The organism is Pseudomonas sp. GL93, assembly GCF_003408955.1.
Classification (GTDB): Bacteria; Pseudomonadota; Gammaproteobacteria; order Pseudomonadales; family Pseudomonadaceae; genus Aquipseudomonas; species Aquipseudomonas paracarnis.
Window position 1 is genome coordinate 37,573 of record NZ_NKRF01000058.1, and the last position, 26,865, is coordinate 64,437.

Sequence of the window (26,865 nt, forward strand, 5' to 3'; positions counted from 1 at the left end):
ACGACAACGGATTCTGTAGGAGTACATCGTGCGTAAGTTGACTCAATTGGTCTTGCTGGCCACTGTGCTGGTCACCACCCCGGCCTTCGCCGAAATGAAAATCGCGGTCCTGAACTATCAGATGGCCCTGCTGGAATCCGATGCGGCCAAGAGATACGCCGTGGATGCCGAGAAGAAATTCGGTCCGCAGCTGACCAAGCTCAAGACGCTGGAAAGCAGCGCCAAGGGTATCCAGGACCGCCTGGTTGCCGGTGGCGACAAGATGCAGCAAGGCGAGCGCGAGCGTCTGGAGCTTGAATTCAAGCAAAAGGCCCGTGACTACCAGTTCCAATCCAAGGAACTAAACGAAGCCAAGGCTGTGGCCGACCGCGAAATGCTCAAGCAGCTCAAGCCGAAATTGGACAGCGCTGTGGAAGAAGTCATCAAGAAGGGTGCCTTTGACCTGGTGTTCGAGCGTGGCGCCGTGATCGACGTCAAGCCTCAATACGACATCACCCGCCAGGTGATCGAGCGCATGAACCAGCTGAAGTAAACCATGACAGCGACTATCAAACTCGGCGAGTTGGCCGAGTTCCTCGGGGCCACTTTGCGTGGCTCCAAGGAGAAAGAAATCACTGGGCTAGCCACCTTGCAGGAGGCTGGCCCAGCTCAGTTGAGCTTCCTCGCAAATCCTCAATACCGTAAATACCTGGTCGACTGCCAGGCCGCAGCCGTGTTGCTGAAGGCCGCTGACGCCGAAGGGTTTACCGGGGATGCGCTGGTGGTGGCCGACCCGTACCTGTCGTACGCCAAGGCGTCGCACCTGTTCGATCCCAAGCCGAAGGCGGCCGGCGGTATTCACCCGTCTGCCGAGATCGCCGATGATGCCCAGGTTGACCCTGCCGCCAGCATCGGTGCGTTTGCCGTGATCGAGAGTGGGGCGCGTATTGGTGCGGGCGTCACTGTGGGTGCCCATTGTTTCATTGGCGCGCGCTGCGAAATTGGTGCCGATGGCTGGCTGGCTCCCCGTGTGACCCTTTACCACGATGTGCGTATCGGTCAGCGTGTGGTCATCCAGTCGGGCGCCGTGATCGGCGGTGGGGGGTTCGGCTTTGCCAATGCCAAGGGCATCTGGCACAAGATCGCCCAGGTCGGTGGCGTACTGATCGGCGACGATGTGGAGATCGGTGTGAACACTGCTGTGGATCGCGGGGCCCTGGCCGATACCGTGATCGGTAACGGTGTGAAACTCGATAACCAGATCCAGATCGCCCACAACGTACAGATTGGCGATCACACCGCCATGGCCGCCTGCGTGGGTATTTCCGGCAGCACCAAGATCGGCAAGCATTGCATGCTCGCCGGTGGCGTAGGGCTGGTGGGGCATATCGATATTTGCGACAACGTCTTCATCACCGGCATGACCATGGTGACCCACTCGATCACAGAGCCAGGGGCCTACTCGTCCGGTACCGCGATGCAACCTGCGGCCGAATGGCGCAAGAGTGCCGCGCGTTTGAGGAAGATCGACGACATGGCACGACGTATCAAACAGCTTGAAAAGCGTGTCGGGGACGTGACCCCCGGCGGTAATGCTTCATCAGAAGGCTGATACCATTTCCATATCAAGTGTGCGCGGCCGCTAGACAGCCTCCTTGATTTGCTAGCGGGGCGTGCGCCTGGTGCGCCCGCCCCCAATCTTTATTACAGGCTTCCCCCCGAAATGATGGACATCAACGAGATTCGCGAATACCTGCCTCACCGTTACCCGTTCCTGCTGGTGGACCGCGTAGTGGACCTCAACGTCGAGGAAAAGCGCATTCGTGCCTACAAGAATGTCAGCATCAACGAACCATTCTTCAATGGTCACTTTCCTGCGCATCCAATCATGCCAGGTGTGTTGATCATCGAAGCCATGGCCCAGGCTGCCGGTATCCTTGGTTTCAAAATGCTCGACCTCAAGCCTGCCGACGGCACGCTTTACTATTTCGTGGGTTCGGACAAGCTGCGTTTTCGCAACCCGGTCACCCCGGGTGACCAGTTGATCCTGGAAGCCAAGTTCATCAGTTGCAAGCGCCAGATCTGGAAGTTCGAATGCCAGGCCTCGGTAGATGGCAAGCCGGTGTGCTCTGCCGAGATCATCTGTGCGGAACGCAAACTATGAGTTTGATTGACCCTCGCGCAATCATCGATCCGTCGGCCGTACTGGCCGCCGACGTTGAGGTCGGCCCTTGGTCGATCGTCGGCGCAGGTGTTGAAATCGGCGAGGGGACTGTCATCGGGCCGCACGTGATCCTCAAGGGTCCGACCCGCATTGGCAAACACAATCGTATCTACCAGTTTTCCTCGGTAGGCGAAGACACCCCGGACATGAAGTACAAGGGTGAAGAAACACGCCTGGTAATCGGTGACCACAACATCATTCGTGAAGGCGTCACCATTCACCGCGGCACCGTGCAGGATCGCGCCGAAACCACCTTGGGTGATCACAACCTGGTCATGGCCTATGCGCACATCGGCCATGACAGCGTGATCGGCAACCATTGCATCCTGGTCAACAACACTGCGTTGGCAGGCCATGTGCACGTTGATGACTGGGCGATCCTCTCCGGGTTTACCCTGGTGCATCAGTACTGCCACATCGGTGCCCACAGCTTTTCCGGCATGGGCACCGCCATCGGCAAGGATGTCCCGGCGTTCGTGACGGTGTTCGGCAACCCTGCCGAAGCCCGTAGCATGAACTTCGAAGGCATGCGTCGTCGCGGTTTCAGCGAAGAAGCCATTCACGCCCTGCGCCGTGCCTACAAGACGGTTTACCGCCAAGGGTTGACCGTAGAGCAGGCCCTGGCCGAGTTGGCCGAGCCTGCCACGCAGTTCCCGGAAGTCGCGGTGTTCCGTGACTCTATCCAGACCTCGACTCGCGGCATCACCCGCTGATCATGGCCACTTTGCGTATTGCGCTCGTGGCCGGTGAAGCTTCCGGCGATATCCTGGGTGCTGGCTTGATGCGGGCGCTCAAGGCCCAGCATCCGGCGGTGGAATTTATCGGCGTCGGTGGCCCGTTGATGCAGGCCGAAGGCCTGACCTCCTACTTCCCCATGGAGCGCCTGTCAGTCATGGGGCTGGTGGAAGTCTTGGGGCGCCTGCGTGAGCTGCTGGCTCGCCGCAAGCTGCTGATCAAGACGCTGATCGAAGAAAAGCCTGACGTCTTTATCGGCATCGATGCGCCGGATTTCACGCTCAATATCGAACTCAAGTTGCGCCAGGCCGGGATCAAGACCGTGCACTACGTCAGCCCATCCGTGTGGGCGTGGCGCCAGAAGCGGGTGTTGAAAATCCGCGAAGGCTGCGACCTGATGTTGACCTTGCTGCCATTCGAAGCCCGGTTCTACGAAGAGAAGGGCGTGCCGGTGCGGTTTGTCGGCCACACCCTGGCTGACGCCATTCCCTTGCAAGCTGATCGTGCGGCTGCGCGTGCCGAGCTGGGCTTGCCCGATGGCCCCTTGGTTGCGCTGATGCCAGGGAGCCGTGGCGGCGAGGTAGGACGTTTGGGAGCGCTGTTTTTTGATGCCGCCGAGCGTCTCCAGACGCAAAAGCCGGGAATCCGCTTTGTGCTGCCTTGCGCCAGTCCACAACGCCGTGCGCAGATCGAAACGCTGCTGGAAGGTCGCAACCTGCCGTTGACCCTGCTCGATGGCCAGTCCCACCTGGCCCTGGCAGCCTGCGATGCGGTGTTGATCGCCTCGGGCACCGCCACGCTTGAGGCCTTGCTGTACAAGCGCCCGATGGTCGTGGCCTATCGCCTGGCGCCACTGACCTTTTGGATCCTCAAGCGCATGGTCAAGAGCCCTTACATTTCCTTGCCCAACCTGCTGGCCCAGCGCCTGCTGGTGCCGGAGTTGTTGCAGGACGATGCAACGCCCGAAGCGCTTGCGCAAACCCTATTACCCTTGATTGACGGCGGCGAAGAGCAGACCCGTGGTTTCGACGATATTCACCGCACGTTACGCCGTGATGCCTCGAACCAGGCGGCCGACGCCGTGTTGACCTTGATCGGCCATAAACAGGAAGCCTTATGACCATGCAAATGGGCCTGGATTTCAGCCTCGTTGCCCAAGCCCACGAACTGGTGGCGGGTGTTGACGAAGTCGGGCGCGGCCCGCTGTGTGGCGCAGTGGTTACGGCGGCGGTGATCCTTGATCCGAACCGCCCGATCCTGGGGCTCAACGATTCGAAGAAGCTCACCGAAGCCCGTCGCGAAAAGCTCTATGACGAGATCTGTGAAAAAGCCCTGAGCTGGCATATCGCCCGGGCTGAAGTCGAAGAAATCGATGAACTGAATATCCTGCACGCCACCATGCTGGCGATGCAGCGTGCTGTGGAAGGGCTGCACATCACCCCGAAAATGGCGATGATCGACGGTAACCGCTGCCCCAAGCTGTCAATGCCGTCCGAAGCGGTGGTCAAGGGTGATAGTAAGGTCCCCGCCATTGCCGCCGCCTCGATCCTGGCCAAGGTCAGCCGCGACCGTGAAATGGCCGCGTTCGAATTGATCTATCCCGGCTACGGCATTGGTGGCCATAAAGGCTACCCGACGCCCGTTCATCTGGAAGCTCTGGCTCGGCTCGGCCCCACCCCGATACATCGCCGCTCGTTTGCCCCGGTACGCCAGGCTTATGAGGCCCGTGAAAGTCTGATCGAGGTTTAGCGGCAAGGCTGATGTTTTTACCCAGGCCCGGTACAATCCGGGCCTTGTTGTTTTCATGTATCAAGACAGGATCACTATGCCGGCTTCATTCGTTCATCTACGCCTGCACACTGAGTACTCCCTGGTCGACGGCCTGGTACGGATCAAACCGCTGGTCAAAACCCTGGTGGGCATGAACATGCCTGCGGTCGCGGTTACCGACCAGAACAACATGTGTTCCCTGGTCAAGTTCTACAAGAACGCCATGGGCGCCGGCATCAAGCCGATCTGTGGCGCCGATCTGTGGCTGTCCAACAAAGACCCGGATAACCCCCTGAGCCGCATCAGCCTGCTGGCGATGAACGGCGTGGGTTATCGCAACCTCACCGAACTGATCTCCCGTGGCTTTATCGACGGCCAGCGTAACGGCCCGATCATCATCGAGCGCGAGTGGGTGGCCGAAGCCAGCGAAGGCCTGATCATGCTCTCGGCGGCCAAAGAGGGCGAAATTGGTATCGCGCTGCTGGGCGGCAACCCTCAGGAAGCCGAAGTACTGGCGCGTGAGTGGATGCAGGTGTTCCCAGGCCGTTTCTACCTGGAAGTCCAGCGCACCAACCGCCCCAACGATGAAGAGCATCTGCACGCTGCCGTAACCCTGGCCGATAAGCTGGGTGCACCGCTGGTGGCGACCAACGATGTGCGCTTTATCAAGAAAGAAGATTTCGAAGCCCACGAGACCCGCGTGTGCATCGGCGAAGGCCGGGCCCTGGATGACCCGCGCCGCTCCAAGAACTACAGCGAAGAGCAGTACCTCAAAAGCGCCGATGAAATGGCGCAGCTGTTCAGCGATTTGCCCGAGGCCCTGGAGAACTCCGTCGAGATCGCCAAGCGCTGCAACATCGAAGTGAAACTGGGTAAACACTTCCTGCCCAACTTCCCGATTCCCGATGGCATGACCATCGACGAGTACTTTCGCAAAGTGTCGTTCGATGGCCTGGAGGAACGCCTCAGCGTCCTGCTGCCCAAGGACACCACCGAGGACTACGACGCCAAGCGCCAGGTGTATGTCGATCGGTTGAATTTCGAGCTGGATATCATTATCCAGATGGGGTTCCCCGGCTACTTCCTGATCGTAATGGACTTTATCCAGTGGGCCAAAAACAACGGTGTACCGGTAGGCCCCGGCCGGGGGTCAGGTGCTGGTTCGCTGGTGGCTTACGTACAGAAGATCACCGACCTTGACCCGCTGGAATATGACCTGCTGTTCGAACGATTCCTGAACCCGGAACGGGTTTCCATGCCCGACTTCGACGTCGACTTCTGCATGGATGGCCGTGACCGCGTGATTGAGTACGTGGCCGAAAAATATGGCCGCAACGCGGTAAGTCAGATCATCACCTTCGGTTCCATGGCCGCCAAAGCGGTAATCCGCGACGTGGCGCGGGTGCAGGGCAAGTCCTACGGTTTGGCGGACCGCCTGTCGAAGATGATCCCGTTCGAAGTCGGCATGACCCTGGAAAAAGCCTATGAGCAGGAAGAAATCCTGCGCGACTTCATCAAGGTCGATGAAGAAGCCGCCGAAATCTGGGACATGGCGCGCAAGCTCGAAGGCGTGGTGCGTAACGTCGGTAAACACGCCGGTGGCGTGGTTATCGCCCCGACCAAACTCACCGACTTTTCGCCGATCTATTGCGATGAAGAAGGCGACGGCCTGGTCACCCAGTTCGACAAGGACGATGTGGAGGCCGCCGGCCTGGTGAAGTTCGACTTCCTCGGCCTGCGGACCCTGACGATCATCGACTGGGCGCTCAAGACCATCAACCGCGACCGTGCCAAGGTCGGCGAAGAACCGCTGGATATCGCGTTTATCCCGCTGGATGACAAACCGACCTACAGCCTGCTGCAAAAAGCCGAAACCACCGCAGTGTTCCAGCTTGAATCCCGAGGCATGAAAGAGCTGATCAAAAAGCTCAAGCCCGACTGCCTGGAAGACTTGATCGCACTGGTGGCCCTGTTCCGTCCGGGCCCGCTGCAATCGGGCATGGTGGATGACTTCATCAACCGTAAACACGGGCGTGCCGAGCTGGCTTACCCGCACTCCGACTACCAGTACGAGGGCCTCAAGCCCGTACTGGCACCGACCTACGGCATCATCCTGTACCAGGAACAGGTGATGCAGATCGCCCAGGTGATGGCTGGCTACACCCTCGGTGGTGCGGACATGCTGCGTCGCGCCATGGGTAAGAAAAAGCCCGAGGAAATGGCCAAGCAGCGTGGCGGTTTCATTGAGGGCTGCGCGACTAACAACATCGATGCCGACCTGGCCGGGAACATCTTCGACCTGGTAGAAAAATTCGCCGGTTATGGCTTCAACAAATCCCACTCCGCCGCCTACGGCCTGGTGTCGTACCAGACCGCCTGGCTGAAAGCCCACTACCCGGCGCCGTTCATGGCGGCGGTACTCTCGGCGGATATGCACAACACCGACAAGGTCGTGACCTTGATCGAGGAAGTGCGCACCATGAAGCTGCGCCTCGACGCGCCGGACGTGAACGCTTCGGAGTTCAAGTTCACGGTGAACGACGAAGGCCGCATCATCTATGGCCTCGGCGCGATCAAAGGCGTGGGCGAAGGTCCGGTCGAGGCCATTACCGAAGCGCGTCAGGACGGGCCGTTCAAGGACCTGTTCGACTTTTGCGCACGCGTTGACCTCAAGCGCATCAACAAGCGTACCCTCGACGGCCTGATCCGCAGTGGTGCACTCGACCGTCTTGGTCCGTATTTCCATGATGAGCCGAAGGCTTACCAGGCCAATATCGACCGCAACCGCGCGGTGCTGCTGACCGCCATGGAAGAAGCGATCAAGGCCGCCGAACAGACCGCCCGTACCCATGACAGTGGCCACGCCGACCTGTTTGGCGGGCTGTTCGTCGAAGAAGATGCGGATGTCTACGCCAACCATCGCAAGGCCAAGGAACTGACCCTCAAGGAGCGCCTCAAGGGTGAGAAAGACACCTTGGGCCTGTACCTTACCGGTCACCCGATTGACGAGTACGAAGGCGAAATCCGCCGTTTTGCCCGTCAGCGCATCATCGACCTGAAACCGGCGCGGGATACCCAGACCGTCGCCGGTATGATCATCGCCCTACGGGTGATGAAAAATAAGAAGGGCGACAAGATGGGCTTCATCACCCTCGATGACCGCTCGGGCCGCATCGAAGCGTCATTGTTTGCCGATGCGTTTCACTCCGCCCAGTCGTTGCTGCAGACCGACGCCATGGTGGTGGTGGAAGGGGAGGTCAGCAATGATGACTTCTCCGGTGGCCTGCGCCTGCGCATCAAGCGCGTGATGAGCATGGAAGATGCCCGCACCAACCTGGCCGAGAGCCTGCGCCTGAAGGTCAAGACCGAAGCGCTCAAAGGCGATCAGCTACGCTGGTTGGGTGACCTGCTCAAACGCCACCGGGGCGCGTGCCCGGTGACCATGGAGTACACCGGCAGCGATGCCAAGGCCATGTTGCAGTTTGGTGAGACGTGGCGAATTGATCCCGCTGATGGCTTGATTCAAGCATTGCGTGACCAGTTCGGGCGAGACAACGTCTTCCTCCAATACCGTTGACGGCCAGATAGATCTGATCTCGACTAAACATTTAATCTCGACCTAAACGCGCCTCTCCCTTAAGGTAGGGCGCGAATAGACAACCGGCTGGCCAGGCACCCCTTGGCCGTCGACCCAAGACGGACGCTTATGAACCCGAATTTTCTTGATTTCGAACAGCCGATCGCTGACCTGCAAGCCAAGATCGAAGAGCTGCGCCTGGTCGGCAATGACAATTCGCTGAACATCGGCGATGAAATCGCTCGCCTGCAAGACAAGAGCAGCACGCTCACCGAAGATATCTTCGGCAAGCTGACCAGCTGGCAGATCGCGCGCCTGGCTCGCCACCCGCGCCGTCCCTACACCCTGGACTACATCGAACACATCTTCACCGAGTTCGACGAGTTGCACGGCGACCGTCACTTCTCCGACGACGCGGCCATCGTGGGCGGCATCGCTCGCCTGGACGACCAGCCGGTGATGGTGATCGGTCACCAGAAAGGCCGTGAAGTGCGCGAGAAAGTACGCCGCAACTTCGGCATGCCGCGCCCGGAAGGCTACCGCAAGGCGTGCCGCCTGATGGAAATGGCCGAGCGCTTCAAGATGCCGATCCTGACCTTCATCGACACGCCGGGTGCCTACCCGGGTATCGACGCCGAAGAGCGTAACCAGAGCGAAGCGATTGCCTGGAACCTGCGCGTCATGGCCCGCCTGAAAACCCCGATCATCGCCACCGTGATCGGTGAAGGTGGTTCCGGCGGTGCACTGGCCATTGGCGTGTGCGACCAACTGAACATGTTGCAGTACTCGACCTATGCGGTGATCTCGCCGGAAGGTTGTGCCTCGATCCTGTGGAAAACCGCCGAAAAGGCGCCGGACGCTGCCGAAGCCATGGGCATCACCGCCGATCGCCTCAAAGGCCTGGGTATCGTGGACAAGGTCATCGCCGAGCCACTGGGCGGCGCTCACCGTGATCCGGCTGCTGCTGCTGCGACCATCCGTGCCGAGTTGGGTTCGCAACTGGCGATGCTCAAGAAGCTGGATAACGAAGCGCTGCTGGCTCGTCGTTATGAGCGCCTGATGAGCTACGGCCTCTAAGCCGACGCTGTACCCAATGTGGGAGCTGGCTTGTGTGGGAGCTGGCTTGCCTGCGATAGCATCACCTTGGTATCACTGATACACCAAGGTGCCTGCATCGCGGGCAAGCCCGGCTCCCACATTTGCTTTGTGTATGCTGACGAACGTATTCCAGCTTTGCGGCGGTGACGTGTGATGAAACCAACCCTGCCGGCCACACTCCTGCACACCCTGGCCCCCTGGCGCAACGCGCCGGCCTGGCATATCGCGTTCTCCGGCGGTCTCGACTCCACCGTCCTGCTGCACCTCCTGGCCTCACTGGCCAAAATCGAAAACCTGCCTCCTGTCAGCGCCGTCCATATCCACCATGGCCTGCAAGCTGCTGCCGATGCGTGGCCCGCTCATTGCCAATCGGTCTGCGACAGCCTGGGTGTACCTTTGCGCGTCATGCGTGTGCAGGTGAGGCCCGGCGCGAGCCTTGAACGTGCGGCGCGCGATGCGCGCTACCAAGCGTTCATGCAGGTCATGGGGGCAGGGGAGGTGCTTTTCACCGGCCAGCATCGCGACGATCAAGCCGAAACCCTGCTGTTTCGCCTGCTGCGTGGCGCCGGTGTGCGAGGGTTGGCGGCTATGCCTGAGCATCGCCCCTTGGCCCAAGGCTGCTTGGTGCGGCCGTTGCTGGCGTTCTCCCGTAGCGAACTGGACGCCTACGCGCAGCAGCATCAGTTGCAGTGGATCGAAGACCCCTCCAACGTTGATCCCCGGTTTTCCCGCAATTACCTGCGTCACCGTGTACTCCCCGCCCTGACGGAACGCTGGCCCAAGGTGATCACCCACCTGGCTCGCACGGCTGAGCACATGGCTGAGGCTCAAGGGCTGCTCGACGACTTGGCGCTGATGGACCTGCAGCGTGCCGATCAGCCTTCTGCGTTTCCCTGGTTGCCTCTGCAGTCCCTGGCGCTTGAACCATTGCGTGAATTGTCCGATGCCCGCCAGCGTAACGCCCTGCGGCATTGGCTCACGCCACTGACCCGTTTACCCGACAGCGATCACTGGGCTGGTTGGGATGCCCTGCGCGACGCCAAGCGTGACGCACAGCCTCTGTGGCGCCTGGCCGACGGCCAAATACAGCGTAGTGGTGAACGCATCTGGTGGCTGCCCTCAACATGGTCGGAGTTTTCCGACGCGTCGGTGAGCTGGCCCGATCCGCAAAATCCACTAGAGTTAACGGGCAATGGTCAACTGAGATTTATCGGCAAGGCCCCTGAAGGCCCGCTGCAGGTTCGTTATCGCCAGGGTGGCGAAATCATCGACGTACCGGGCCGAGGCCGGCGGGATCTCAAGCGTCTGCTGAATGAAAGCGGCATGCCGGGCTTTGCCCGTGGCAGATTGCCGCTGGTCTATCGGGGCGAGCAATTGCTGGTTGTGCCAAGCGTTGCGGGGGCATGGACCAGGTCGGTGGGTGAGGTGCAATTGGATTGGTTGCCACAGACCTGCGATCAAGGTTTGAGCTGATAGCGCCTTTCCGGTAGACTACGCTCCCTTCTTGATACAACTTCTGTGGATTCGCCTGAATCGCAGTCGTTGCCGATTACCAAGCAGTCTTTGCTGGGCGATTCCAAAAAATGTGTAGCGATCAACGTACCGGTGTTTCATTGCTGGTCTGTCACAACGCGGCGGTTTTTTTGAAAGGTGCACTGTGATTAATGCAGGTGATCGGGGGCTTCGGCCTTCCTTCGCTTTCCCCGGCGGCTCGGACCGCTTTAACGCAGACTTCTAGGGTTTTTCATGACGCGCTACATATTCGTCACGGGCGGTGTTGTTTCTTCATTGGGGAAAGGCATTGCCTCCGCTTCATTGGCGGCCATCCTGGAGGCGCGGGGACTTAAGGTCACCATGCTCAAGCTGGACCCATACATCAACGTTGACCCGGGCACCATGAGCCCGTTCCAGCACGGTGAAGTGTTCGTCACCCACGACGGCGCCGAGACCGACCTGGACCTGGGCCACTACGAGCGGTTCATCCGCACGACCATGACCCAGAACAACAACTTCACCACCGGCCGTGTCTACGAGCACGTGCTGCGCAAAGAGCGCCGTGGTGACTACCTGGGTGCAACCATCCAGGTGATCCCGCACATCACCGACGAAATCAAGCGCCGCATCATCAAGGGTGCAGGCGATGCCGACGTGGCAATGGTCGAGATCGGTGGCACCGTGGGTGACATCGAGTCCCAACCGTTCCTCGAGGCCATCCGCCAGTTGCGTTTCGAAGTCGGCGCCAAGCGCGCGATGCTGATGCACCTGACACTGGTGCCCTACATCGCCACTGCCGGCGAAACCAAAACCAAGCCTACCCAGCACTCGGTCAAGGAACTGCGTTCCATCGGCCTGCAGCCGGATGTGCTGGTATGCCGCTCCGATCACCCGATCGACATTTCCTCGCGCCGCAAGATCGCGCAGTTCACCAACGTTGAAGAGCGTGCGGTGATTGCCCTGGAAGACGCCGACACCATCTACAAGATCCCGGGCATCCTGCATTCCCAGGGGCTGGATGATTTTGTGGTCGAGCGTTTCGGCTTGCAGTGCGGCGGTGCCGACCTGTCCGAGTGGGAAGCGGTTGTCGACGCCAAGCTCAACCCTGAGCATGAAGTCACCATCGCCATGGTCGGTAAGTACATGGAGTTGCTGGACGCGTACAAGTCGCTGATCGAAGCCATGAGCCACGCCGGTATCAGCAACCGTACCAAGGTCAACCTGCGCTACATCGATTCCGAAGACATCGAGAACCAGGGCACCGCGCTGCTCGAAGGCGTTGACGCGATTCTCGTGCCGGGCGGTTTCGGCCTGCGTGGCGTGGAAGGCAAGATCACTGCCGTGCAGTACGCCCGTGAAAACAAGGTGCCGTACCTGGGTATCTGTCTGGGCATGCAAGTGGCCGTTATCGAGTTCGCCCGTAACGTGCTGGGCTGGAAAGACGCCAACTCCACCGAGTTCGATCACAGCAGCGGCCATCCGGTCGTGGGCCTGATCACCGAGTGGGAAGACGCCACCGGCGCCGTTGAAACCCGTACCGAAACGTCCGACCTGGGCGGCACCATGCGCCTGGGTGCACAGGACTGCCTGCTGGAAGCCGGCTCGCTGGTACACGACTGCTACGGCAAGGACGTGATCGTCGAGCGTCACCGCCACCGCTACGAAGTGAACAACAACCTGCTGCCGCAGATCAAAGAAGCTGGCCTGAAAATCTCCGGCCGCTCCGGTGATGGCAAGCTGGTTGAAGTGGTCGAGGCACCGGATCATCCGTGGTTCGTGGCCTGCCAGTTCCACCCGGAGTTCACCTCGACACCGCGCGACGGTCACCCGTTGTTCAGTGGTTTCGTCAAAGCAGCACTGACGCAACATCAGAAGAAGGCGTAAACCTGATGGCCCAGAAGATCATTCGCGTAGGCGACATCGAGATTGCCAACGACAAGCCCATGGTGCTGTTCGGCGGCATGAACGTGCTGGAAAGCCGCGACATGGCGATGCAGGTGTGTGAGGAGTACGTTCGGGTCACCCAGAAACTGGGTATCCCTTATGTCTTCAAGGCCAGCTTCGACAAGGCCAACCGTTCGTCCGTAACCTCCTATCGCGGCCCGGGCCTTGAAGAAGGCATGCGGATCTTCCAGGACATCAAGCAAGCCTTCGGCGTGCCGATCATCACCGACGTCCACGAGCCTGAGCAGGCTGCCGTGGTCGCCGAGGTGTGCGACATCATCCAGTTGCCGGCCTTCCTGTCGCGCCAGACCGACCTCGTGGTCGCCATGGCCAAGACCGGCGCTGTGATCAATATCAAAAAAGCCCAGTTCCTTGCGCCCCAGGAAATGAAACACATCCTGAGCAAGTGCGTGGAAGCGGGTAACGACCAGTTGATCCTCTGCGAGCGGGGTTCGAGCTTCGGCTATAACAACCTCGTGGTGGACATGCTCGGTTTCGGCATCATGAAACAGTTCGAGTACCCGGTGTTCTTCGACGTGACCCACGCGCTGCAAATGCCCGGTGGTCGTTCGGACTCCGCTGGGGGGCGTCGTGCCCAAGTGACGGACCTGGCCAAGGCGGGCATGAGCCAGTCGCTGGCGGGCCTGTTCCTTGAAGCTCACCCAGACCCGGACAACGCCAAGTGCGACGGCCCATGCGCCCTGCGCCTGGACAAGCTGGAGCCATTCCTGGCCCAACTCAAGCAGTTGGACGAGCTGGTCAAGAGTTTTCCGACGGTAGAGACCGCGTAACTGGCATTTCTCCGGTAGAATTTCCCACGCTTTACGCTCAGGCCCCCGGGCCTGAGCCTTGTCGTCTGCAAGCCTGCCCCGTTGTTCCACCCTTGCGGTCGGTCAAAAAATTTCCTTCAGCTGCGTCGTTTTCGTCAACTTTGGAGTGTTTACAACAATGGCAAAAATCGTCGACATCAAAGGTCGTGAAGTTCTCGACTCCCGTGGCAACCCCACCGTCGAAGCCGACGTGCTTCTCGATAACGGCATCATCGGCAGCGCCTGCGCGCCGTCCGGTGCTTCCACCGGTTCGCGCGAAGCGCTGGAACTGCGTGATGGCGACAAGAGCCGTTACCTGGGCAAGGGTGTACTCAAGGCTGTAGCCAACATCAACGGTCCGATTCGTGACCTGTTGCTGGGCAAGGACCCGCTGGATCAGAAAGCCCTGGACCACGCGATGATCAAGCTCGACGGCACTGAAAACAAAGGTAGCCTCGGCGCTAACGCCATCCTCGCGGTATCCCTGGCGGCTGCCAAGGCGGCTGCGCAGGACCAGGACCTGCCGTTGTACGCGCACATCGCCAACCTGAACGGAACCCCGGGCGTCTACTCGATGCCGGTACCGATGATGAACATCATCAACGGTGGCGAGCACGCGGATAACAACGTCGACATCCAGGAGTTCATGGTGCAGCCGGTGGGCGCCAAGTCCTTCTCCGAAGGCCTGCGCATGGGCACCGAGATTTTCCATCACCTCAAGGCTGTACTGAAGGCCCGTGGCCTGAGCACTGCCGTAGGTGACGAAGGTGGTTTCGCGCCGAACCTGGCCTCCAACGAAGATGCACTGAAAGTCATCTCCGAAGCCGTGGCCAACGCTGGCTACAAGCTGGGCACCGACGTGACCCTGGCCCTGGACTGCGCCGCCAGCGAATTCTATGAAGACGGTAAGTACAACCTGTCCGGCGAAGGCCAGGTGTTCAACTCAGAAGGTTTTGCTGAATACCTGAAGGGCCTGACCCAGCGCTACCCGATCATCTCGATCGAAGATGGCCTGGACGAGTCCGATTGGGATGGCTGGAAAATCCTCACCGACAAGATCGGCGAGAAAATCCAGTTGGTGGGTGACGACTTGTTCGTGACCAACACCAAGATCCTGAAAGAAGGCATCGACAAGAAGATCGCCAACTCGATCCTGATCAAGTTCAACCAGATCGGCACCTTGACCGAAACCCTGGAAGCCATCCAGATGGCCAAGGCCGCGGGCTACACCGCCGTGATCTCCCATCGCTCCGGCGAAACCGAAGACTCCACCATTGCCGACCTGGCCGTGGGTACTTCGGCGGGCCAGATCAAGACCGGTTCCCTGTGCCGTTCCGATCGCGTCTCCAAGTACAACCAATTGCTGCGCATCGAAGAGCAATTGGCAGGTAAAGCCAAGTACAACGGTCGCGGTGAGTTTCGCGGCTAAGCAGTAAATGGTAAAAAGTCGGCGGGTTGCGTCAGAAATTTCACGAAAGTGTGAATTTCGGCGCTAATCTGCTGACTGACAAGCGCAAGCCTGGTTTTTCCAGGCTTTGTGCTATCAGTTGCTGCAAAAGGTTTGCATGACTGTCTTTTTTCACTGGATACCCGGATTTCGATGCGCAGTCCCAATTGGTTGTTCCTCGTCTTGCTCTTGTTGCTGGCTGGCCTGCAGTACCGCCTATGGGTCGGTAATGGCAGCTTTGCGCAGGTGGAAGAGTTGACCCAGCAAATTGCCGACCAGCGTGCCGAAAACGAACGCCTGCTGGAGCGTAACCGCGTCCTCGACGCTGAAGTGCTTGAGCTGAAAAAAGGCACGGAGACCGTTGAAGAGCGGGCTCGCCATGAGTTGGGCATGGTTAAGGAGGGCGAGACCCTCTACCAGTTGGCCCAATGAGCCACGATTTACCGGCCTTCTGGGCCGTGATTCCTGCCGCGGGCGTCGGTGCCCGTATGGCCGCAGACCGTCCCAAGCAGTACCTGCAATTGGGCGGGCGCACTATTCTCGAACACAGCCTCGGCTGTTTTCTCGACCACCCACGCCTCAAGGGCCTGGTGGTCAGTCTTGCAATTGACGATCCTTATTGGCCCACCTTGGCATGCGCCAATGACCCGCGTATCCAGCGTGCCGACGGGGGCTCGGAACGGTCCGGCTCGGTACTCAATGCGCTGCTGCAACTCAACGCCCTGGGCGCAAGTGATGACGACTGGGTGTTGGTGCACGACGCTGCGCGGCCTAACCTGAGCCGTGATGACCTCGACAAATTGTTGGCGGAACTGGCTGACGATCCGGTAGGCGGCCTGCTGGCGGTGCCGGCGCGCGACACCCTCAAGCGTGTCGACAAGCATGGCCGTGTGGTGGACACCATTGATCGCAGCCTGATCTGGCAGGCTTACACGCCGCAGATGTTTCGCCTGGGCGCTTTGCATCGCGCCTTGGCCGACAGTCTGGTGGCCGATGCGGTGATCACCGATGAAGCGTCGGCCATGGAATGGTCCGGGCAGGCGCCGCGCCTGGTCGAAGGGCGTTCGGACAATATCAAGGTGACTCGGCCGGAAGACTTGGAGTGGTTGAAGTTGCGCTGGGCTAACCGGCGGTAACCTGTCACACCGAGTCGCGCCTTTCGCGAGCAAGCCCGCACAGGGTAGGAGCACGGTCAAATGTGGGAGCGGGCTTGCTCGCGAAGAGGCCGGCCCAAACACCCCATTACAACCCGCTGTACTCCGGCCTCTGCGCCAAACCCACCTTCAAGAAATCCACCAGCTTCCTCACCTTCGGCGACAAATGCCGCTGCTGCGGATACAGCGCCCACACGGCAGTATTCGGCGGTTGATGAGCCTGCAGCAACGACACCAACGCCCCGCTGTGCAGATGCTCCAGCACGTAGTAATCCGGCAACTGGCACAAGCCCATGCCTTGCAACGCCGCATCCAGCACCGCTTGCCCACTGTTGCAGCGCCAATTGCCCTGCACGCGCTGGGAAAATTCGCGCCCGTCCTGGGCCATTTGCCAGATATCCGAGCTGCCAATCAGGCAGTTATGCCGGCTCAATTCCGACAAGCTGTGTGGCCGACCGTATCGTTCGAGGTAGGAGGGCGACGCGCACAGGTACATGCGTCGAGGCGCCAGGCGGCTGGCAACCATGCGCGAGTCTTGCAGGCGTCCCAGGCGGATGGCCAGGTCGAGGCCTTCATGGACCAGGTCCAGCGAGCGGTTGGTCAACTCGATGTCCACGCGCAGTTGCGGATAGTGCGCCATGAACCGTGTCACCAGCGGCACGATAAAACGTTCGCCATAGGCCACGGCGCAGGTCATGCGCAACATGCCCTTGGGTTCGCTGGTCAGGTCGCCCACCGCTCGCAACGCTTCCTCGCGACCGTCCTGCAGGCGTTGGCAGTGCTGCAGGAAGGTCTGACCGGCTTCGGTCAAGGTCACCTTGCGCGTACTGCGGTACAGCAATCGGGTTTGCAGGCGTTCTTCCAGGCGCGCCACTTGCCGGCTGACATGGGAGGACGATACGCCCAACCGTTCGGCCGCCGCCGTGAATTGGCTGCACTCGGCCACCGCCACAAATTCGTCAATGCCTTCCCAGCGGTTCTCCAGCATTCTGATTGTCCCTGTACGGCAATAATGTTTTGCTTTGGTCCGGATTATTCATCAATGGGCGATGTTTTACACTCACAGCCTCAGTTTTTAACCCGATGGAGAAACCCGGATGATCAAGTCCCGCGCCGCCGTAGCCTTCGAAGCCAAGAAGCCCCTTGAGATTGTTGAAGTGGATGTCGCCATGCCCAAGGCTGGCGAGGTGCTGCTGCGGGTGGTCGCGTCCGGCGTGTGCCACACCGACGCCTACACCTTGTCGGGTGCAGACCCGGAAGGCATTTTTCCGTCGATCCTCGGCCATGAAGGCGGCGCAGTGGTGGAAGCCATCGGCGAAGGCGTGACTTCGGTCGCTGTGGGCGATCACGTGATCCCGCTGTACACCCCGGAATGCGGCAAGTGCAAGTTCTGCCTGAGTGGCAAGACCAACCTGTGCCAGGCCATTCGCGCCACGCAGGGCAAGGGCTTGATGCCGGATGGCACCACGCGTTTCTCCTACAAGGGCCAGCCGATTTTCCACTACATGGGCACCTCGACGTTCTCCGAGTACACCGTGCTGCCGGAAATCTCCGTGGCCAAGATTCCTAAAGAAGCGCCGCTGGAAAAAGTCTGCCTGCTCGGTTGCGGTGTCACCACCGGTATCGGTGCGGTGATCAACACCGCCAAGGTCAAGCCGGGCGACACCGTGGCCGTCTTCGGTCTGGGCGGCATTGGTCTGTCGGCGATTATCGGTGCGGTCAAAGCCAAGGCCGGGCGCATCATCGCCATTGATATCAACCCGGCCAAGTTCGAAATCGCCAAGCAACTGGGCGCTACCGATTGCATCAACCCGAAAGACTACGACCGCCCGATCCAGGACGTGATTGTCGACCTGACTGACGGCGGCGTGGACTTCTCCTTCGAGTGCATCGGCAATGTGCAGCTGATGCGTGCGGCCCTTGAGTGCTGCCACAAAGGCTGGGGCGAATCGGTGATCATCGGTGTGGCCGGTGCTGGCCAGGAAATTGCCACTCGCCCATTCCAGCTGGTCACCGGGCGCGTCTGGCGTGGTTCGGCGTTTGGTGGCGTGCGCGGACGTACCGAATTGCCAAGCTACGTGGAAATGGCTCAGTCCGGTGAAATCCCGCTGGATACCTTCATCACCCACACCATGGGCCTGGAAGATATCAACAAAGCGTTTGACCTGATGCATGAAGGCAAGAGCATTCGTACCGTCATTCACTTCTGAGGTCGGCCATGAGTCTGGAAAACCTGTCATGCCAGAAGAGCTTCGGCGGCTGGCATAAACGCTACAAGCATCATTCCGATGTGCTCGGTTGCGACATGACCTTTGCCGTCTACCTGCCGCCGCAAGCGGAGCAGGGCGGCAAGCTGCCGGTGTTGTATTGGCTGTCCGGTTTGACCTGTACCGACGAAAACTTCATGCAGAAGGCCGGCGCCCAGCGCATGGCCGCCGAGCTGGGCTTGATTATCGTCGCGCCGGACACCAGCCCCCGTGGCCCCGGCGTGCCGGGCGACCCGGACAATGCCTGGGACTTCGGCCTCGGCGCCGGCTTCTACTTGAATGCCACCCAGGAACCCTGGGCCAAGCACTATCGGATGCATGACTACGTGGTGCAGGAATTGCCGGCACTGGTGGAGGCGCATTTCCCTGCGTCGGATAAACGCGGCATCAGCGGCCACTCTATGGGCGGTCACGGTGCGTTGGTCTGTGCGCTGCGCAACCCTGGACGTTACCTTTCGGTGTCGGCATTTTCGCCGATCAACAATCCGATGGACTGTCCGTGGGGCCAGAAGGCCTTTTCCCGTTATTTGGGTGAAGAGCGCTCGAAGTGGCGTGAATGGGATACCTGCGTGCTGATCAGCGAGGCCTCGGAAAAGTTGCCGCTGTTGGTGGATCAAGGCGATCGCGACGATTTCCTCGCCGTTCAGCTAAAGCCTGAAGCCCTGCTGCAAGCGGCCAAGGCAGCCAACCATCCGCTGGAACTGCGCCTGCAGCCTGGCTACGACCACAGCTACTTCTTCATCGCCAGCTTCATCGAAGACCATTTGCGGCATCATGGTCGTGCTTTGCTCGGTTAATCTGAGGCAAAAGTAGGTAGAATCACGCCCTGAATTAAATCGGGGCGTTTTTTTATGCGTATTGGCCACGGCTACGATGTGCACCGTTTCGCTGAAGGCGATTTCATCACCCTGGGCGGCGTGCGCATTGCACACCACCATGGGTTGCTGGCTCATTCCGACGGCGACGTAGTCTTGCACGCCTTGAGCGATGCCTTGCTCGGCGCGGCAGCATTGGGCGATATCGGCAAGCACTTTCCGGACACCGACCCCACCTTCAAGGGCGCGGACAGCCGTGTGTTGCTGCGCCATGTGGTCGGCCTGATCCATGCCAAGGGCTGGAAGGTCGGCAACGTCGATAACACCATCGTCGCCCAGGCGCCAAAAATGGCCCCCCATATCGAAGCGATGCGCACAGCGATCGCCGCAGACCTGCAAATTGAATTGGATCAAGTCAACGTGAAAGCCACCACCACCGAAAAGCTCGGGTTTACCGGTCGTGAAGAGGGCATTGCGGTGCACTCCGTCGCCTTGTTGCTGCGCGCATGAACGACCTGCAACTGCTGGGCCCGCGGGCCTATGGCGAGGCCCTGGGCAGCGCGGTACTCAAGGCCACGGCCGAAGACTTCCAGGTTGATGAGGTGCTGGACATCCCGCTGACCGGCGATGGCGAGCACCTGTGGCTGTGGGTGGAAAAGCGCGGCTTGAACACTGAGGAAGCCGCACGGCGTATCGCCAAAGCCGCTGGCGTGCCGTTGCGCACCGTCAGCTATGCCGGGCTCAAGGACCGTCAGGCCTTGACCCGCCAGTGGTTCAGCGTGCAATTGCCCGGCAAGGCCGACCCGGACATGAGCGGCGCAGAAAACGACACCCTCAAGATCCTGAAAACCGCCCGTCACAAGCGCAAGTTGCAACGCGGTGCCCATTCGGCCAACGGGTTCACCCTGCGTCTGACCCAGCTGGCCGGCGACACCGCTGCCATCGACGCACGTTTGCAGTTGATTGCCCGGCACGGCATTCCCAATTATTTTGGCGCCCAGCGTTTTGGCCACAACGGCGGCAACGTGGTGGATGCTCGCGAGTGGGCTGCCCGCAACGCCCTGCCCGAGCAGCGCAACGTGCGCTCGCGCTTGCTGTCCACCGCTCGCAGTTACCTATTCAACCAAGTGTTGGCCGCCCGCGTCGCCGACGGTTCATGGCAGCGTGCCCAAGTCGGCGATCTGCTGGCGTTTACCGACAGTCGCAGTTTTTTTCCGGCCGGGGAAGCTGAATGCAGTGACCCGCGCCTGGCGATCCTGGACCTGCATCCCACCGGCCCGCAGTGGGGCGAAGGTGATTCGCCGGCGAAAGGTCTTACATACGAACTGGAACAATCTGTCGCCGCTGGCGAAGCTGACCTACGTGATTGGCTGGTGAAGGCGGGAATGAGCCAGGAACGTCGCATTCTGCGACTGCCCATTGGCGGGGTGACGTGGCATTATCCCGGGCCTGACATTCTGCAATTGGAATTCGTCCTGCCGGCCGGATGCTTCGCCACTGTCTTGGTGCGCGAGCTTGTTGATCTGGTGCCGGTGGGGCAGACGGACAGCCCATGCGTATTCTGATATCAAACGATGACGGTGCCACCGCACCCGGTCTTGCCGCGCTCCATGCTGCGCTGCAGGATTACGCCGAGTGCGTGGTGGTTGCCCCCGACCAGGACAAGAGCGGCGCCAGCAGTTCGCTGACGCTCGACCGTCCGCTGCACCCGCGGGTCCTGGCCAATGGCTTTATCAGCGTTAACGGCACCCCCACCGACTGCGTGCACCTGGCAATCAACAGTTTGCTGGAGCACCAGCCAGACCTGGTGGTCTCGGGGATCAACCTGGGCGCCAACCTGGGCGATGACGTGCTGTATTCCGGCACCGTGGCGGCCGCCCTTGAAGGGCGCTTCCTGGGTCGCACCGGCTTTGCCTTTTCCTTTGCCTCGCGGCAATTGGATAACCTGGCGACGGCGGCGTATTACGCGCGCAAGCTGGTGGAGGCCCATGGCTCCCTGGACCTGCCGCCGCGTACGGTGCTCAACGTCAATATCCCCAACCTGCCCCTCGACCATATTCGTGGTATCCAACTAACGCGCCTGGGCCATCGCGCCCGTGCGGCGGCGCCCTTGAAGGTGGTCGACCCACGCGGCAAGGAAGGATACTGGATCGCCGCGGCCGGTGACGCCGAAGATGGCGGCGAGGGCACGGACTTTCATGCGGTGATGCAAGGCTATGTCTCCGTTACCCCGTTGCTGTTTGATCGCACCTTCAGTGATGCCTTCAGTGGCCTTGACGGCTGGCTGGAGGGACTGCGTTGATGGCTCGTGAACAAGACGACCTGTTGCGCCGTGGCATCGGGATGACCTCCCAGCGCACCCGGGAGCGGTTGATCCAGCGTCTGTATGAAGAAGGCTTGTCCAACGCACAGGTGCTGGAAGTGATCCGGCGCACGCCGCGGCACCTGTTTGTCGATGAAGCCCTGGCGCATCGCGCCTATGAAGACACGGCGTTGCCCATCGGTCACAACCAGACCATCTCCCAGCCCTATATGGTCGCGCGCATGAGCGAACTGTTGCTGGCGGCGGGGCCATTGGACAAGGTGCTGGAGATCGGCACCGGCTCCGGTTACCAGACGGCCGTGCTGTCGCAATTGGTAGAGCGGGTGTTTTCGGTCGAGCGCATCAAGGTGCTGCAGGACCGGGCCAAAGAGCGTCTGGTGGAGCTGAACCTGCGCAACGTGGTATTCCGCTGGGGCGATGGCTGGGAGGGCTGGCCGGCACTGGCGCCCTACAACGGTATTATTGTCACCGCGGTGGCCACCGATGTGCCGCAAGCCTTGCTGGATCAATTGGCGCCTGGCGGGCGTTTGGTCATCCCGGTGGGCTCCGGCGAAGTGCAACAGTTGATGCTTATTATCCGCGAGGACGAAGGCTTTTCCCGGCATGTACTCGGTGCTGTGCGTTTCGTACCCTTGCTCAACGGCCCGTTGGCCTGATCATTTATTCGCGCGCAGTGAATTCTGTAGGCGGGGATGTGTCTTACGGCGGGGTCTATTGAATCAACATGCCTGGCAGCCACGATTAAACATGATGAATTTTTCCTTTCAGTCATGTGCCAGTAAAAAGCCAATGCCCAGTTATACTTGCGTCATATTTCAAGCCTGATCCAGGCGTTAACGTTCAGCCACCACAAAGGGAGCGGCGGGTGAGTCTCACAGGTCCTGCGCAGCGAATGAGTAAAACAAGCTTTCAGCGACTGGTGCTTGGCCTTGTCTTGAGTTCCTTATTGGCAGCCTGCTCGAGCACGCCATCCGGCGGTGCACGGGTCGTTGACCGTACCAACGCAACCCCCCAGCGACCCACGGTGACCACCGGCCAATACGTCGTGCGCAAAGGCGACACCCTGTTCTCGATTGCCTTCCGTTATGGCTGGGACTACAAGGCGCTGGCCGCCCGTAACAACATTCCTGTGCCGTATACGATCCATCCGGGGCAGACCATTCGTTTCGATGGTCGCTCAGGTTCTGCACCTACGGCAGTTGTGACAAAGTCGGGTTCTTCGCCCTCGTCCTCGAGCAAGACCACCATCATCACTCGGCCTGCAGGCAGCGCCACGCCTACGGTTGCGAGCAAGCCGGCACCCGCGCCGTTGCCACCTGCCGGGCCTGCGCCGACCGGTTGGGGATGGCCTTCAAACGGAGTGTTGATTGGAAAATTCTCTTCAAACGGTAGTTTGAATAAAGGCATTGATATCGCCGGGGATTTGGGACAGCCTGTTTTAGCTGCGTCTGATGGGACAGTGGTGTACGCCGGGAGTGGTTTGCGGGGCTACGGCGAGCTGGTCATCATCAAACACAGCGATACCTACGTCAGTGCCTACGGTCATAACCGCAGGTTGTTGGTTCGGGAGGGGCAGCAGGTCAAGGTCGGACAGACGATTGCCGAAATGGGGTCAACGGGCACAGACCGGGTGAAACTGCACTTTGAGATTCGCCGCCAAGGGAAGCCTGTAGATCCGCTGCAATTCCTGCCCCGTCGTTGATGTGTTGCACAGCCTGTTCCCTCACGTAGAAGGAACAGGCTCCAGCGTTGCCAAGGATAGAGGCGTCGCTTGAGCTTGAGGTCGAACTCACCAAAGGACTATAACAATGGCTCTCAGTAAAGAAGTGCCGGAGTTTGACATCGACGATGAGGTTCTCCTTATGGAGGCCGGCATCGATTTGGAAACGATGTCAGATAATGAAGGGGTATCACCACCTTCAGTTCGCACCAAATCCAAGAATGCTGCTGCATTGAAGCAGCACAAGTACGTTGACTACACGCGGGCGCTTGACGCGACCCAGCTGTACCTCAATGAAATCGGCTTTTCCCCTCTGTTGACCCCCGAAGAAGAAGTCCATTTTGCGCGTCTGTCGCAAAAGGGCGATCCGGCTGGGCGTAAGCGCATGATTGAAAGCAACCTGCGCCTGGTGGTGAAAATCGCCCGACGCTACGTCAATCGTGGGCTGTCCCTGCTGGACCTGATCGAGGAGGGCAACCTGGGCTTGATCCGGGCTGTGGAGAAATTCGACCCTGAGCGGGGCTTCCGTTTCTCCACCTATGCCACCTGGTGGATTCGCCAGACCATCGAACGGGCGATCATGAATCAGACCCGCACGATCCGGTTGCCGATCCATGTGGTCAAGGAGCTCAACGTCTACCTGAGGGCGGCGCGTGAGCTGACGCAAAAACTCGATCATGAACCTTCGCCTGAAGAAATCGCCAACCTGCTGGAAAAACCGGTAGGGGAGGTCAAGCGCATGCTGGGCCTTAACGAGCGTGTGTCTTCGGTCGATGTCTCGCTGGGGCCGGATTCGGATAAGACCCTGCTGGACACCCTGACCGATGATCGTCCGACAGACCCTTGCGAGCTGTTGCAGGACGATGATCTTTCCCAAAGTATTGACCAGTGGCTGTCAGAGCTCACGGACAAGCAGCGTGAAGTGGTGATTCGCCGCTTCGGCCTGCGCGGTCATGAGAGCAGCACCCTGGAGGATGTAGGTCTGGAGATTGGTCTGACCCGTGAGCGGGTGCGGCAGATCCAGGTAGAAGGCCTCAAGCGCTTGCGTGAGATCCTCGAGAAGAATGGCTTGTCGAGTGAGTCGTTGTTCCAGTAGCAACGCAGCTTGAATGCTTGAATGTGGGAGGGGGCTTGCTCCCGAATGCAGTGTGACAGTCGCTGGATGTGTTGACTGATACACCGCATTCGGGAGCAAGCCCCCTCCCACATTTTTTGTGCCTGGCTTTCGTTCAGGTGTATCCCGAAATCCAGGCATAAAAAAACCCCGCTTTTAAGGGCGGGGTTTTTTCGACTAAGTCAGTACAAGTTAGATAACTTGAACTTCTTCAGCTTGCATGCCTTTCTGACCGCGGGTAGCGATGAAAGAAACCTGTTGGCCTTCTTTCAGGCTTTTGAAGCCGTCGGATTGGATAGCTTTGAAGTGAACGAACAGGTCGTCACCGGATTGTGGAGTGATGAAGCCGAAGCCTTTTTCATCGTTGAACCACTTAACGGTACCAGTTTGGCGATTAGACATGGTGTATCTCCTTGGACAAAGTTAACTGCGACTCAGGAAAAGCCCTGGCCGAGACTGAGTGCAAAGAGCAGGAAAAATTCTTGGAGATGGTTGGATCGAAATTCAACATATCGTGTAGAGATTCTCAGTGACACAAGCAGCACAGTGGCGCCACCTTAACCCTTTTTCCGGAACGTGCCAATGGTATTTCCGAAGGTTTCTCTATTTTCGTGACTGGCGGTGGTATTTACAGTCATTGGCGCCCGCCATCCGGGCCCCGGCCACGCTGGCTGAGGCTTATAACCGGCAGTGCATTGATCAAGAAAACCGGTGCGGCCTTTGAACCCCAACGCCGGCCCCGGTAAGATGGCCCACAGATTTTTTTCGCCTCGCTATTCAGGACACCGCCATGAGCATCAAATCGGACAAGTGGATTCGCCGCATGGCGCAGGAACACGGCATGATCGAGCCGTTCGTCGAACGCCAGATTCGTGGCGAAGGCGACGAGCGCGTGATTTCGTACGGCGTTTCCAGCTATGGCTACGACGTGCGTTGCGCCGATGAATTCAAGGTGTTCACCAACATCAATTCGGCGATCGTCGATCCAAAAAACTTCGACGAAAAGAGCTTCGTCGACGTCAAGAGCGACGTGTGCATCATTCCGCCCAACTCTTTCGCCCTGGCGCGCACCGTGGAATTCTTCCGTATTCCTCGCGACGTGTTGACCATTTGCCTGGGTAAAAGCACCTATGCCCGCTGCGGCATTATCGTCAACGTCACGCCGCTCGAGCCTGAGTGGGAAGGGCACGTCACCCTGGAGTTTTCCAACACCACCACTTTGCCGGCGAAAATCTACGCCAACGAAGGCGTGGCACAGATGCTGTTCCTGCAGTCCGATGAGGCCTGTGAAGTGTCCTACAAAGACCGTGCGGGCAAGTATCAGGGCCAACGCGGCGTCACTCTCCCACGCGCTTGATCGAAAGCGCCTACGGGTAAAGGGAATTTGTCTGCAGAAAGTGACTCTATCTAGGTGTACTGCTTCGGCGCGTGTGAAACGCGCCTGGCCATACTTGAGGAGTACCTTATGAAGATCGACCCGCGAATCAGCGCAGAACTCGCCCGGCTTGAACCCAACCAGATTGGTGTTCTGGCCTGGTCCTTGATGGCCGACCCCGCCTATGCGGGTGGCATCCCTGGTCAACCCGAACCTGATTACCCACAGCCTACCGAACCGGGTGAGCCGACCTTACCGGACGAGCCGCCACCCGCGCCTGTTGCCTGATACCTGAGCAGGCCTTATGGATTCATTGAATCGGCCAGACCTTGTGATCGCCGATTACATAGATTCGGCAGTCCTGGGCCTGCTCCACGGCATAACCCCCTGTAAACGCGCCAAAGGCTGGCAGCAGGCTTACCCGCATGCCCACCTGGAAGCACGGCAGGCGTAGCCGTTGGCGCCCTTTACCGCGCAAGTGGTACACCGGATGCACATGCCCCGCCATTACATGATGGCTGGCATGGGCGTCGGGCTCATGTTGCAAGGCGAAAGGGCCCATCAGCAGAGGCTCCGCGACCACGTCGATGCCCAAGTCCAGTGGTGGGTCGCCGGCACGTTTGTCGTGATTGCCGCGAATCAAGATCAAGGCCAGGGTGCGATTGCGCTCACGCCAGGCCCGGATTGCGTTCAGGGTGCCGCTGGCGTGAGAGCCGGGGCCGTGCAGGAAATCGCCGAGAAAGATCAACTGCGCGCAGGGCAGGGCCGATAACAGCCTGTCCAGGCGTTCCAGGTTGGCCGTCGTCGTGCCCTGTGGCACCGGCTGCCCCAGGCTGCGATAGGCCGACGCCTTGCCAAAATGCGCGTCGGCGATCAGCAAACATTTACGCGCGGGCCAGTACACAGCTTTCTCCGGCAATAGCCATAGCTCTTCACCTTCCAGCGTCAGTGGGTAATGCATCAGCCTTGCCTTTTGTCGGCGACTTTTTCCAGGTCCTTGACCATCCGCGCGATGCGCTC

At 59.7% G+C, this 26,865-nt stretch carries 27 protein-coding genes; 24 read left to right on the forward strand and 3 right to left on the reverse strand.

The window, feature by feature from the left end:
* The first annotated feature begins 28 nt into the window (after positions 1-28).
* From CER19_RS09805 to ispD, 14 genes are all read left to right on the forward strand, one after another.
* Entirely contained in the window at positions 29-532 is a 504-nt protein-coding gene (locus CER19_RS09805; protein ID WP_003189173.1) for an OmpH family outer membrane protein, read from the forward strand.
* A 3-nt stretch (positions 533-535) separates the two neighbouring features.
* Positions 536-1,591, forward strand: coding sequence for a UDP-3-O-(3-hydroxymyristoyl)glucosamine N-acyltransferase (lpxD, locus tag CER19_RS09810; protein WP_116666277.1), 1,056 nt, complete (start codon positions 536-538; stop codon positions 1,589-1,591).
* 111 nt (positions 1,592-1,702) lie between these two features.
* Positions 1,703-2,143 carry a 3-hydroxyacyl-ACP dehydratase FabZ gene (gene fabZ / locus CER19_RS09815; RefSeq protein WP_003172281.1) on the forward strand — a complete coding sequence of 147 codons (441 nt, stop codon included), beginning with the start codon at positions 1,703-1,705 and terminating at the stop codon, positions 2,141-2,143.
* Positions 2,140-2,916, forward strand: coding sequence for an acyl-ACP--UDP-N-acetylglucosamine O-acyltransferase (lpxA, locus tag CER19_RS09820; RefSeq protein ID WP_032893181.1), 777 nt, complete (start codon positions 2,140-2,142; stop codon positions 2,914-2,916). Before fabZ ends, lpxA begins: the two co-directional genes overlap by 4 nt.
* Before the next feature lie 2 nt (positions 2,917-2,918).
* Entirely contained in the window at positions 2,919-4,058 is a 1,140-nt protein-coding gene (gene lpxB / locus CER19_RS09825) for a lipid-A-disaccharide synthase (protein ID WP_116666278.1), read from the forward strand.
* Between the two features lie 2 nt (positions 4,059-4,060).
* On the forward strand, positions 4,061-4,687 hold the full coding sequence (gene rnhB, locus CER19_RS09830) for a ribonuclease HII (protein ID WP_165861621.1): 627 nt from the start codon (positions 4,061-4,063) through the stop codon (positions 4,685-4,687).
* Positions 4,688-4,763: 76 nt separating this feature from the next.
* The gene (gene dnaE, locus CER19_RS09835) at positions 4,764-8,285 is read left to right on the forward strand and encodes a DNA polymerase III subunit alpha (protein ID WP_116666280.1); all 3,522 of its coding nucleotides are present in this window, start codon (positions 4,764-4,766) and stop codon (positions 8,283-8,285) included.
* Between the two features lie 129 nt (positions 8,286-8,414).
* On the forward strand, positions 8,415-9,362 hold the full coding sequence (locus CER19_RS09840; RefSeq protein WP_003189182.1) for an acetyl-CoA carboxylase carboxyltransferase subunit alpha: 948 nt from the start codon (positions 8,415-8,417) through the stop codon (positions 9,360-9,362).
* A 174-nt stretch (positions 9,363-9,536) separates the two neighbouring features.
* Positions 9,537-10,856: a tRNA lysidine(34) synthetase TilS gene (tilS, locus tag CER19_RS09845; protein ID WP_116666281.1), complete on the forward strand. Its 1,320-nt coding sequence runs from the start codon at positions 9,537-9,539 to the stop codon at positions 10,854-10,856.
* Between the two features lie 273 nt (positions 10,857-11,129).
* Entirely contained in the window at positions 11,130-12,761 is a 1,632-nt protein-coding gene (locus CER19_RS09850) for a CTP synthase (protein ID WP_003189189.1), read from the forward strand.
* Positions 12,762-12,766: 5 nt separating this feature from the next.
* Positions 12,767-13,612 (forward strand): 3-deoxy-8-phosphooctulonate synthase, encoded by an 846-nt coding sequence (kdsA, locus tag CER19_RS09855; RefSeq protein ID WP_003189190.1) that lies wholly within the window; start codon positions 12,767-12,769, stop codon positions 13,610-13,612.
* Positions 13,613-13,769: 157 nt separating this feature from the next.
* Complete coding sequence (gene eno / locus CER19_RS09860) at positions 13,770-15,059, forward strand: phosphopyruvate hydratase (RefSeq protein WP_003189193.1); 1,290 nt, start codon at positions 13,770-13,772, stop codon at positions 15,057-15,059.
* Between the two features lie 171 nt (positions 15,060-15,230).
* Positions 15,231-15,509 carry a cell division protein FtsB gene (gene ftsB, locus CER19_RS09865; RefSeq protein WP_003189195.1) on the forward strand — a complete coding sequence of 93 codons (279 nt, stop codon included), beginning with the start codon at positions 15,231-15,233 and terminating at the stop codon, positions 15,507-15,509.
* Positions 15,506-16,213: a 2-C-methyl-D-erythritol 4-phosphate cytidylyltransferase gene (gene ispD / locus CER19_RS09870; protein WP_116666282.1), complete on the forward strand. Its 708-nt coding sequence runs from the start codon at positions 15,506-15,508 to the stop codon at positions 16,211-16,213. The genes ftsB and ispD overlap by 4 nt, the downstream gene beginning before the upstream one ends.
* Before the next feature lie 106 nt (positions 16,214-16,319).
* On the opposite strand, the gene CER19_RS09875 is transcribed toward ispD, so the two are convergent.
* Positions 16,320-17,219 (reverse strand): LysR substrate-binding domain-containing protein, encoded by a 900-nt coding sequence (locus CER19_RS09875; protein ID WP_116666283.1) that lies wholly within the window; start codon positions 17,217-17,219, stop codon positions 16,320-16,322.
* 109 nt (positions 17,220-17,328) lie between these two features.
* On the opposite strand from CER19_RS09875, the gene CER19_RS09880 reads away from it, so the two are divergent.
* The 8 genes from CER19_RS09880 (at position 17,329) to rpoS (ending at position 24,452) form a co-directional block, all read left to right on the forward strand.
* On the forward strand, positions 17,329-18,441 hold the full coding sequence (locus tag CER19_RS09880; protein ID WP_014717243.1) for an S-(hydroxymethyl)glutathione dehydrogenase/class III alcohol dehydrogenase: 1,113 nt from the start codon (positions 17,329-17,331) through the stop codon (positions 18,439-18,441).
* 8 nt (positions 18,442-18,449) lie between these two features.
* A complete protein-coding gene (fghA, locus tag CER19_RS09885) occupies positions 18,450-19,295 on the forward strand; it encodes an S-formylglutathione hydrolase (protein ID WP_116666284.1) in 846 nt (281 codons plus the stop codon).
* A 54-nt stretch (positions 19,296-19,349) separates the two neighbouring features.
* On the forward strand, positions 19,350-19,823 hold the full coding sequence (ispF, locus tag CER19_RS09890) for a 2-C-methyl-D-erythritol 2,4-cyclodiphosphate synthase (protein ID WP_003189207.1): 474 nt from the start codon (positions 19,350-19,352) through the stop codon (positions 19,821-19,823).
* On the forward strand, positions 19,820-20,878 hold the full coding sequence (gene truD, locus CER19_RS09895; protein ID WP_116666285.1) for a tRNA pseudouridine(13) synthase TruD: 1,059 nt from the start codon (positions 19,820-19,822) through the stop codon (positions 20,876-20,878). Before ispF ends, truD begins: the two co-directional genes overlap by 4 nt.
* Positions 20,866-21,615, forward strand: a complete 750-nt coding sequence (gene surE, locus CER19_RS09900) for a 5'/3'-nucleotidase SurE (RefSeq protein WP_014717247.1) — start codon at positions 20,866-20,868, stop codon at positions 21,613-21,615. Before truD ends, surE begins: the two co-directional genes overlap by 13 nt.
* A 41-nt stretch (positions 21,616-21,656) precedes the next feature.
* Entirely contained in the window at positions 21,657-22,292 is a 636-nt protein-coding gene (locus CER19_RS09905) for a protein-L-isoaspartate(D-aspartate) O-methyltransferase (protein ID WP_169850588.1), read from the forward strand.
* 209 nt (positions 22,293-22,501) lie between these two features.
* Positions 22,502-23,338: a peptidoglycan DD-metalloendopeptidase family protein gene (locus CER19_RS09910; RefSeq protein WP_003189213.1), complete on the forward strand. Its 837-nt coding sequence runs from the start codon at positions 22,502-22,504 to the stop codon at positions 23,336-23,338.
* A gap of 106 nt (positions 23,339-23,444) precedes the next feature.
* A complete protein-coding gene (rpoS, locus tag CER19_RS09915; protein ID WP_003189214.1) occupies positions 23,445-24,452 on the forward strand; it encodes an RNA polymerase sigma factor RpoS in 1,008 nt (335 codons plus the stop codon).
* A gap of 210 nt (positions 24,453-24,662) precedes the next feature.
* On the opposite strand, the gene CER19_RS09920 is transcribed toward rpoS, so the two are convergent.
* Positions 24,663-24,872, reverse strand: coding sequence for a cold-shock protein (locus CER19_RS09920; protein ID WP_002554837.1), 210 nt, complete (start codon positions 24,870-24,872; stop codon positions 24,663-24,665).
* Positions 24,873-25,260: 388 nt separating this feature from the next.
* Here CER19_RS09920 and dcd point away from each other — a divergent pair, with 388 nt between their 5' ends.
* Together dcd and CER19_RS09930 are read left to right on the forward strand one after the other, a co-directional pair.
* On the forward strand, positions 25,261-25,827 hold the full coding sequence (gene dcd / locus CER19_RS09925; protein WP_003189215.1) for a dCTP deaminase: 567 nt from the start codon (positions 25,261-25,263) through the stop codon (positions 25,825-25,827).
* Between the two features lie 108 nt (positions 25,828-25,935).
* Entirely contained in the window at positions 25,936-26,133 is a 198-nt protein-coding gene (locus tag CER19_RS09930) for a hypothetical protein (protein WP_010212420.1), read from the forward strand.
* 22 nt (positions 26,134-26,155) lie between these two features.
* Here the strand turns inward: CER19_RS09930 and pdeM are convergent, their stop codons facing one another.
* Positions 26,156-26,806, reverse strand: a complete 651-nt coding sequence (gene pdeM, locus CER19_RS09935; protein WP_116666286.1) for a ligase-associated DNA damage response endonuclease PdeM — start codon at positions 26,804-26,806, stop codon at positions 26,156-26,158.
* Positions 26,807-26,865: the final 59 nt, after the last annotated feature.

Bases quoted from the DNA above. Each gene is read 5' to 3' on its own strand.
- lpxD (WP_116666277.1), top strand. From the start codon at position 536: ATGACAGCGACTATCAAACTCGGCGAGTTGGCCGAGTTCCTCGGGGCC.
- fabZ (WP_003172281.1), top strand. From the start codon at position 1,703: ATGATGGACATCAACGAGATTCGCGAATACCTGCCTCACCGTTACCCG.
- lpxA (WP_032893181.1), top strand. From the start codon at position 2,140: ATGAGTTTGATTGACCCTCGCGCAATCATCGATCCGTCGGCCGTACTG.
- lpxB (WP_116666278.1), top strand. From the start codon at position 2,919: ATGGCCACTTTGCGTATTGCGCTCGTGGCCGGTGAAGCTTCCGGCGAT.
- rnhB (WP_165861621.1), top strand. From the start codon at position 4,061: ATGCAAATGGGCCTGGATTTCAGCCTCGTTGCCCAAGCCCACGAACTG.
- dnaE (WP_116666280.1), top strand. From the start codon at position 4,764: ATGCCGGCTTCATTCGTTCATCTACGCCTGCACACTGAGTACTCCCTG.
- CER19_RS09840 (WP_003189182.1), top strand. From the start codon at position 8,415: ATGAACCCGAATTTTCTTGATTTCGAACAGCCGATCGCTGACCTGCAA.
- tilS (WP_116666281.1), top strand. From the start codon at position 9,537: ATGAAACCAACCCTGCCGGCCACACTCCTGCACACCCTGGCCCCCTGG.
- CER19_RS09850 (WP_003189189.1), top strand. From the start codon at position 11,130: ATGACGCGCTACATATTCGTCACGGGCGGTGTTGTTTCTTCATTGGGG.
- kdsA (WP_003189190.1), top strand. From the start codon at position 12,767: ATGGCCCAGAAGATCATTCGCGTAGGCGACATCGAGATTGCCAACGAC.
- eno (WP_003189193.1), top strand. From the start codon at position 13,770: ATGGCAAAAATCGTCGACATCAAAGGTCGTGAAGTTCTCGACTCCCGT.
- ftsB (WP_003189195.1), top strand. From the start codon at position 15,231: ATGCGCAGTCCCAATTGGTTGTTCCTCGTCTTGCTCTTGTTGCTGGCT.
- ispD (WP_116666282.1), top strand. From the start codon at position 15,506: ATGAGCCACGATTTACCGGCCTTCTGGGCCGTGATTCCTGCCGCGGGC.
- CER19_RS09875 (WP_116666283.1), bottom strand. From the start codon at position 17,219: ATGCTGGAGAACCGCTGGGAAGGCATTGACGAATTTGTGGCGGTGGCC.
- CER19_RS09880 (WP_014717243.1), top strand. From the start codon at position 17,329: ATGATCAAGTCCCGCGCCGCCGTAGCCTTCGAAGCCAAGAAGCCCCTT.
- fghA (WP_116666284.1), top strand. From the start codon at position 18,450: ATGAGTCTGGAAAACCTGTCATGCCAGAAGAGCTTCGGCGGCTGGCAT.
- ispF (WP_003189207.1), top strand. From the start codon at position 19,350: ATGCGTATTGGCCACGGCTACGATGTGCACCGTTTCGCTGAAGGCGAT.
- truD (WP_116666285.1), top strand. From the start codon at position 19,820: ATGAACGACCTGCAACTGCTGGGCCCGCGGGCCTATGGCGAGGCCCTG.
- surE (WP_014717247.1), top strand. From the start codon at position 20,866: ATGCGTATTCTGATATCAAACGATGACGGTGCCACCGCACCCGGTCTT.
- CER19_RS09905 (WP_169850588.1), top strand. From the start codon at position 21,657: ATGACCTCCCAGCGCACCCGGGAGCGGTTGATCCAGCGTCTGTATGAA.
- rpoS (WP_003189214.1), top strand. From the start codon at position 23,445: ATGGCTCTCAGTAAAGAAGTGCCGGAGTTTGACATCGACGATGAGGTT.
- CER19_RS09920 (WP_002554837.1), bottom strand. From the start codon at position 24,872: ATGTCTAATCGCCAAACTGGTACCGTTAAGTGGTTCAACGATGAAAAA.
- dcd (WP_003189215.1), top strand. From the start codon at position 25,261: ATGAGCATCAAATCGGACAAGTGGATTCGCCGCATGGCGCAGGAACAC.
- CER19_RS09930 (WP_010212420.1), top strand. From the start codon at position 25,936: ATGAAGATCGACCCGCGAATCAGCGCAGAACTCGCCCGGCTTGAACCC.
- pdeM (WP_116666286.1), bottom strand. From the start codon at position 26,806: ATGCATTACCCACTGACGCTGGAAGGTGAAGAGCTATGGCTATTGCCG.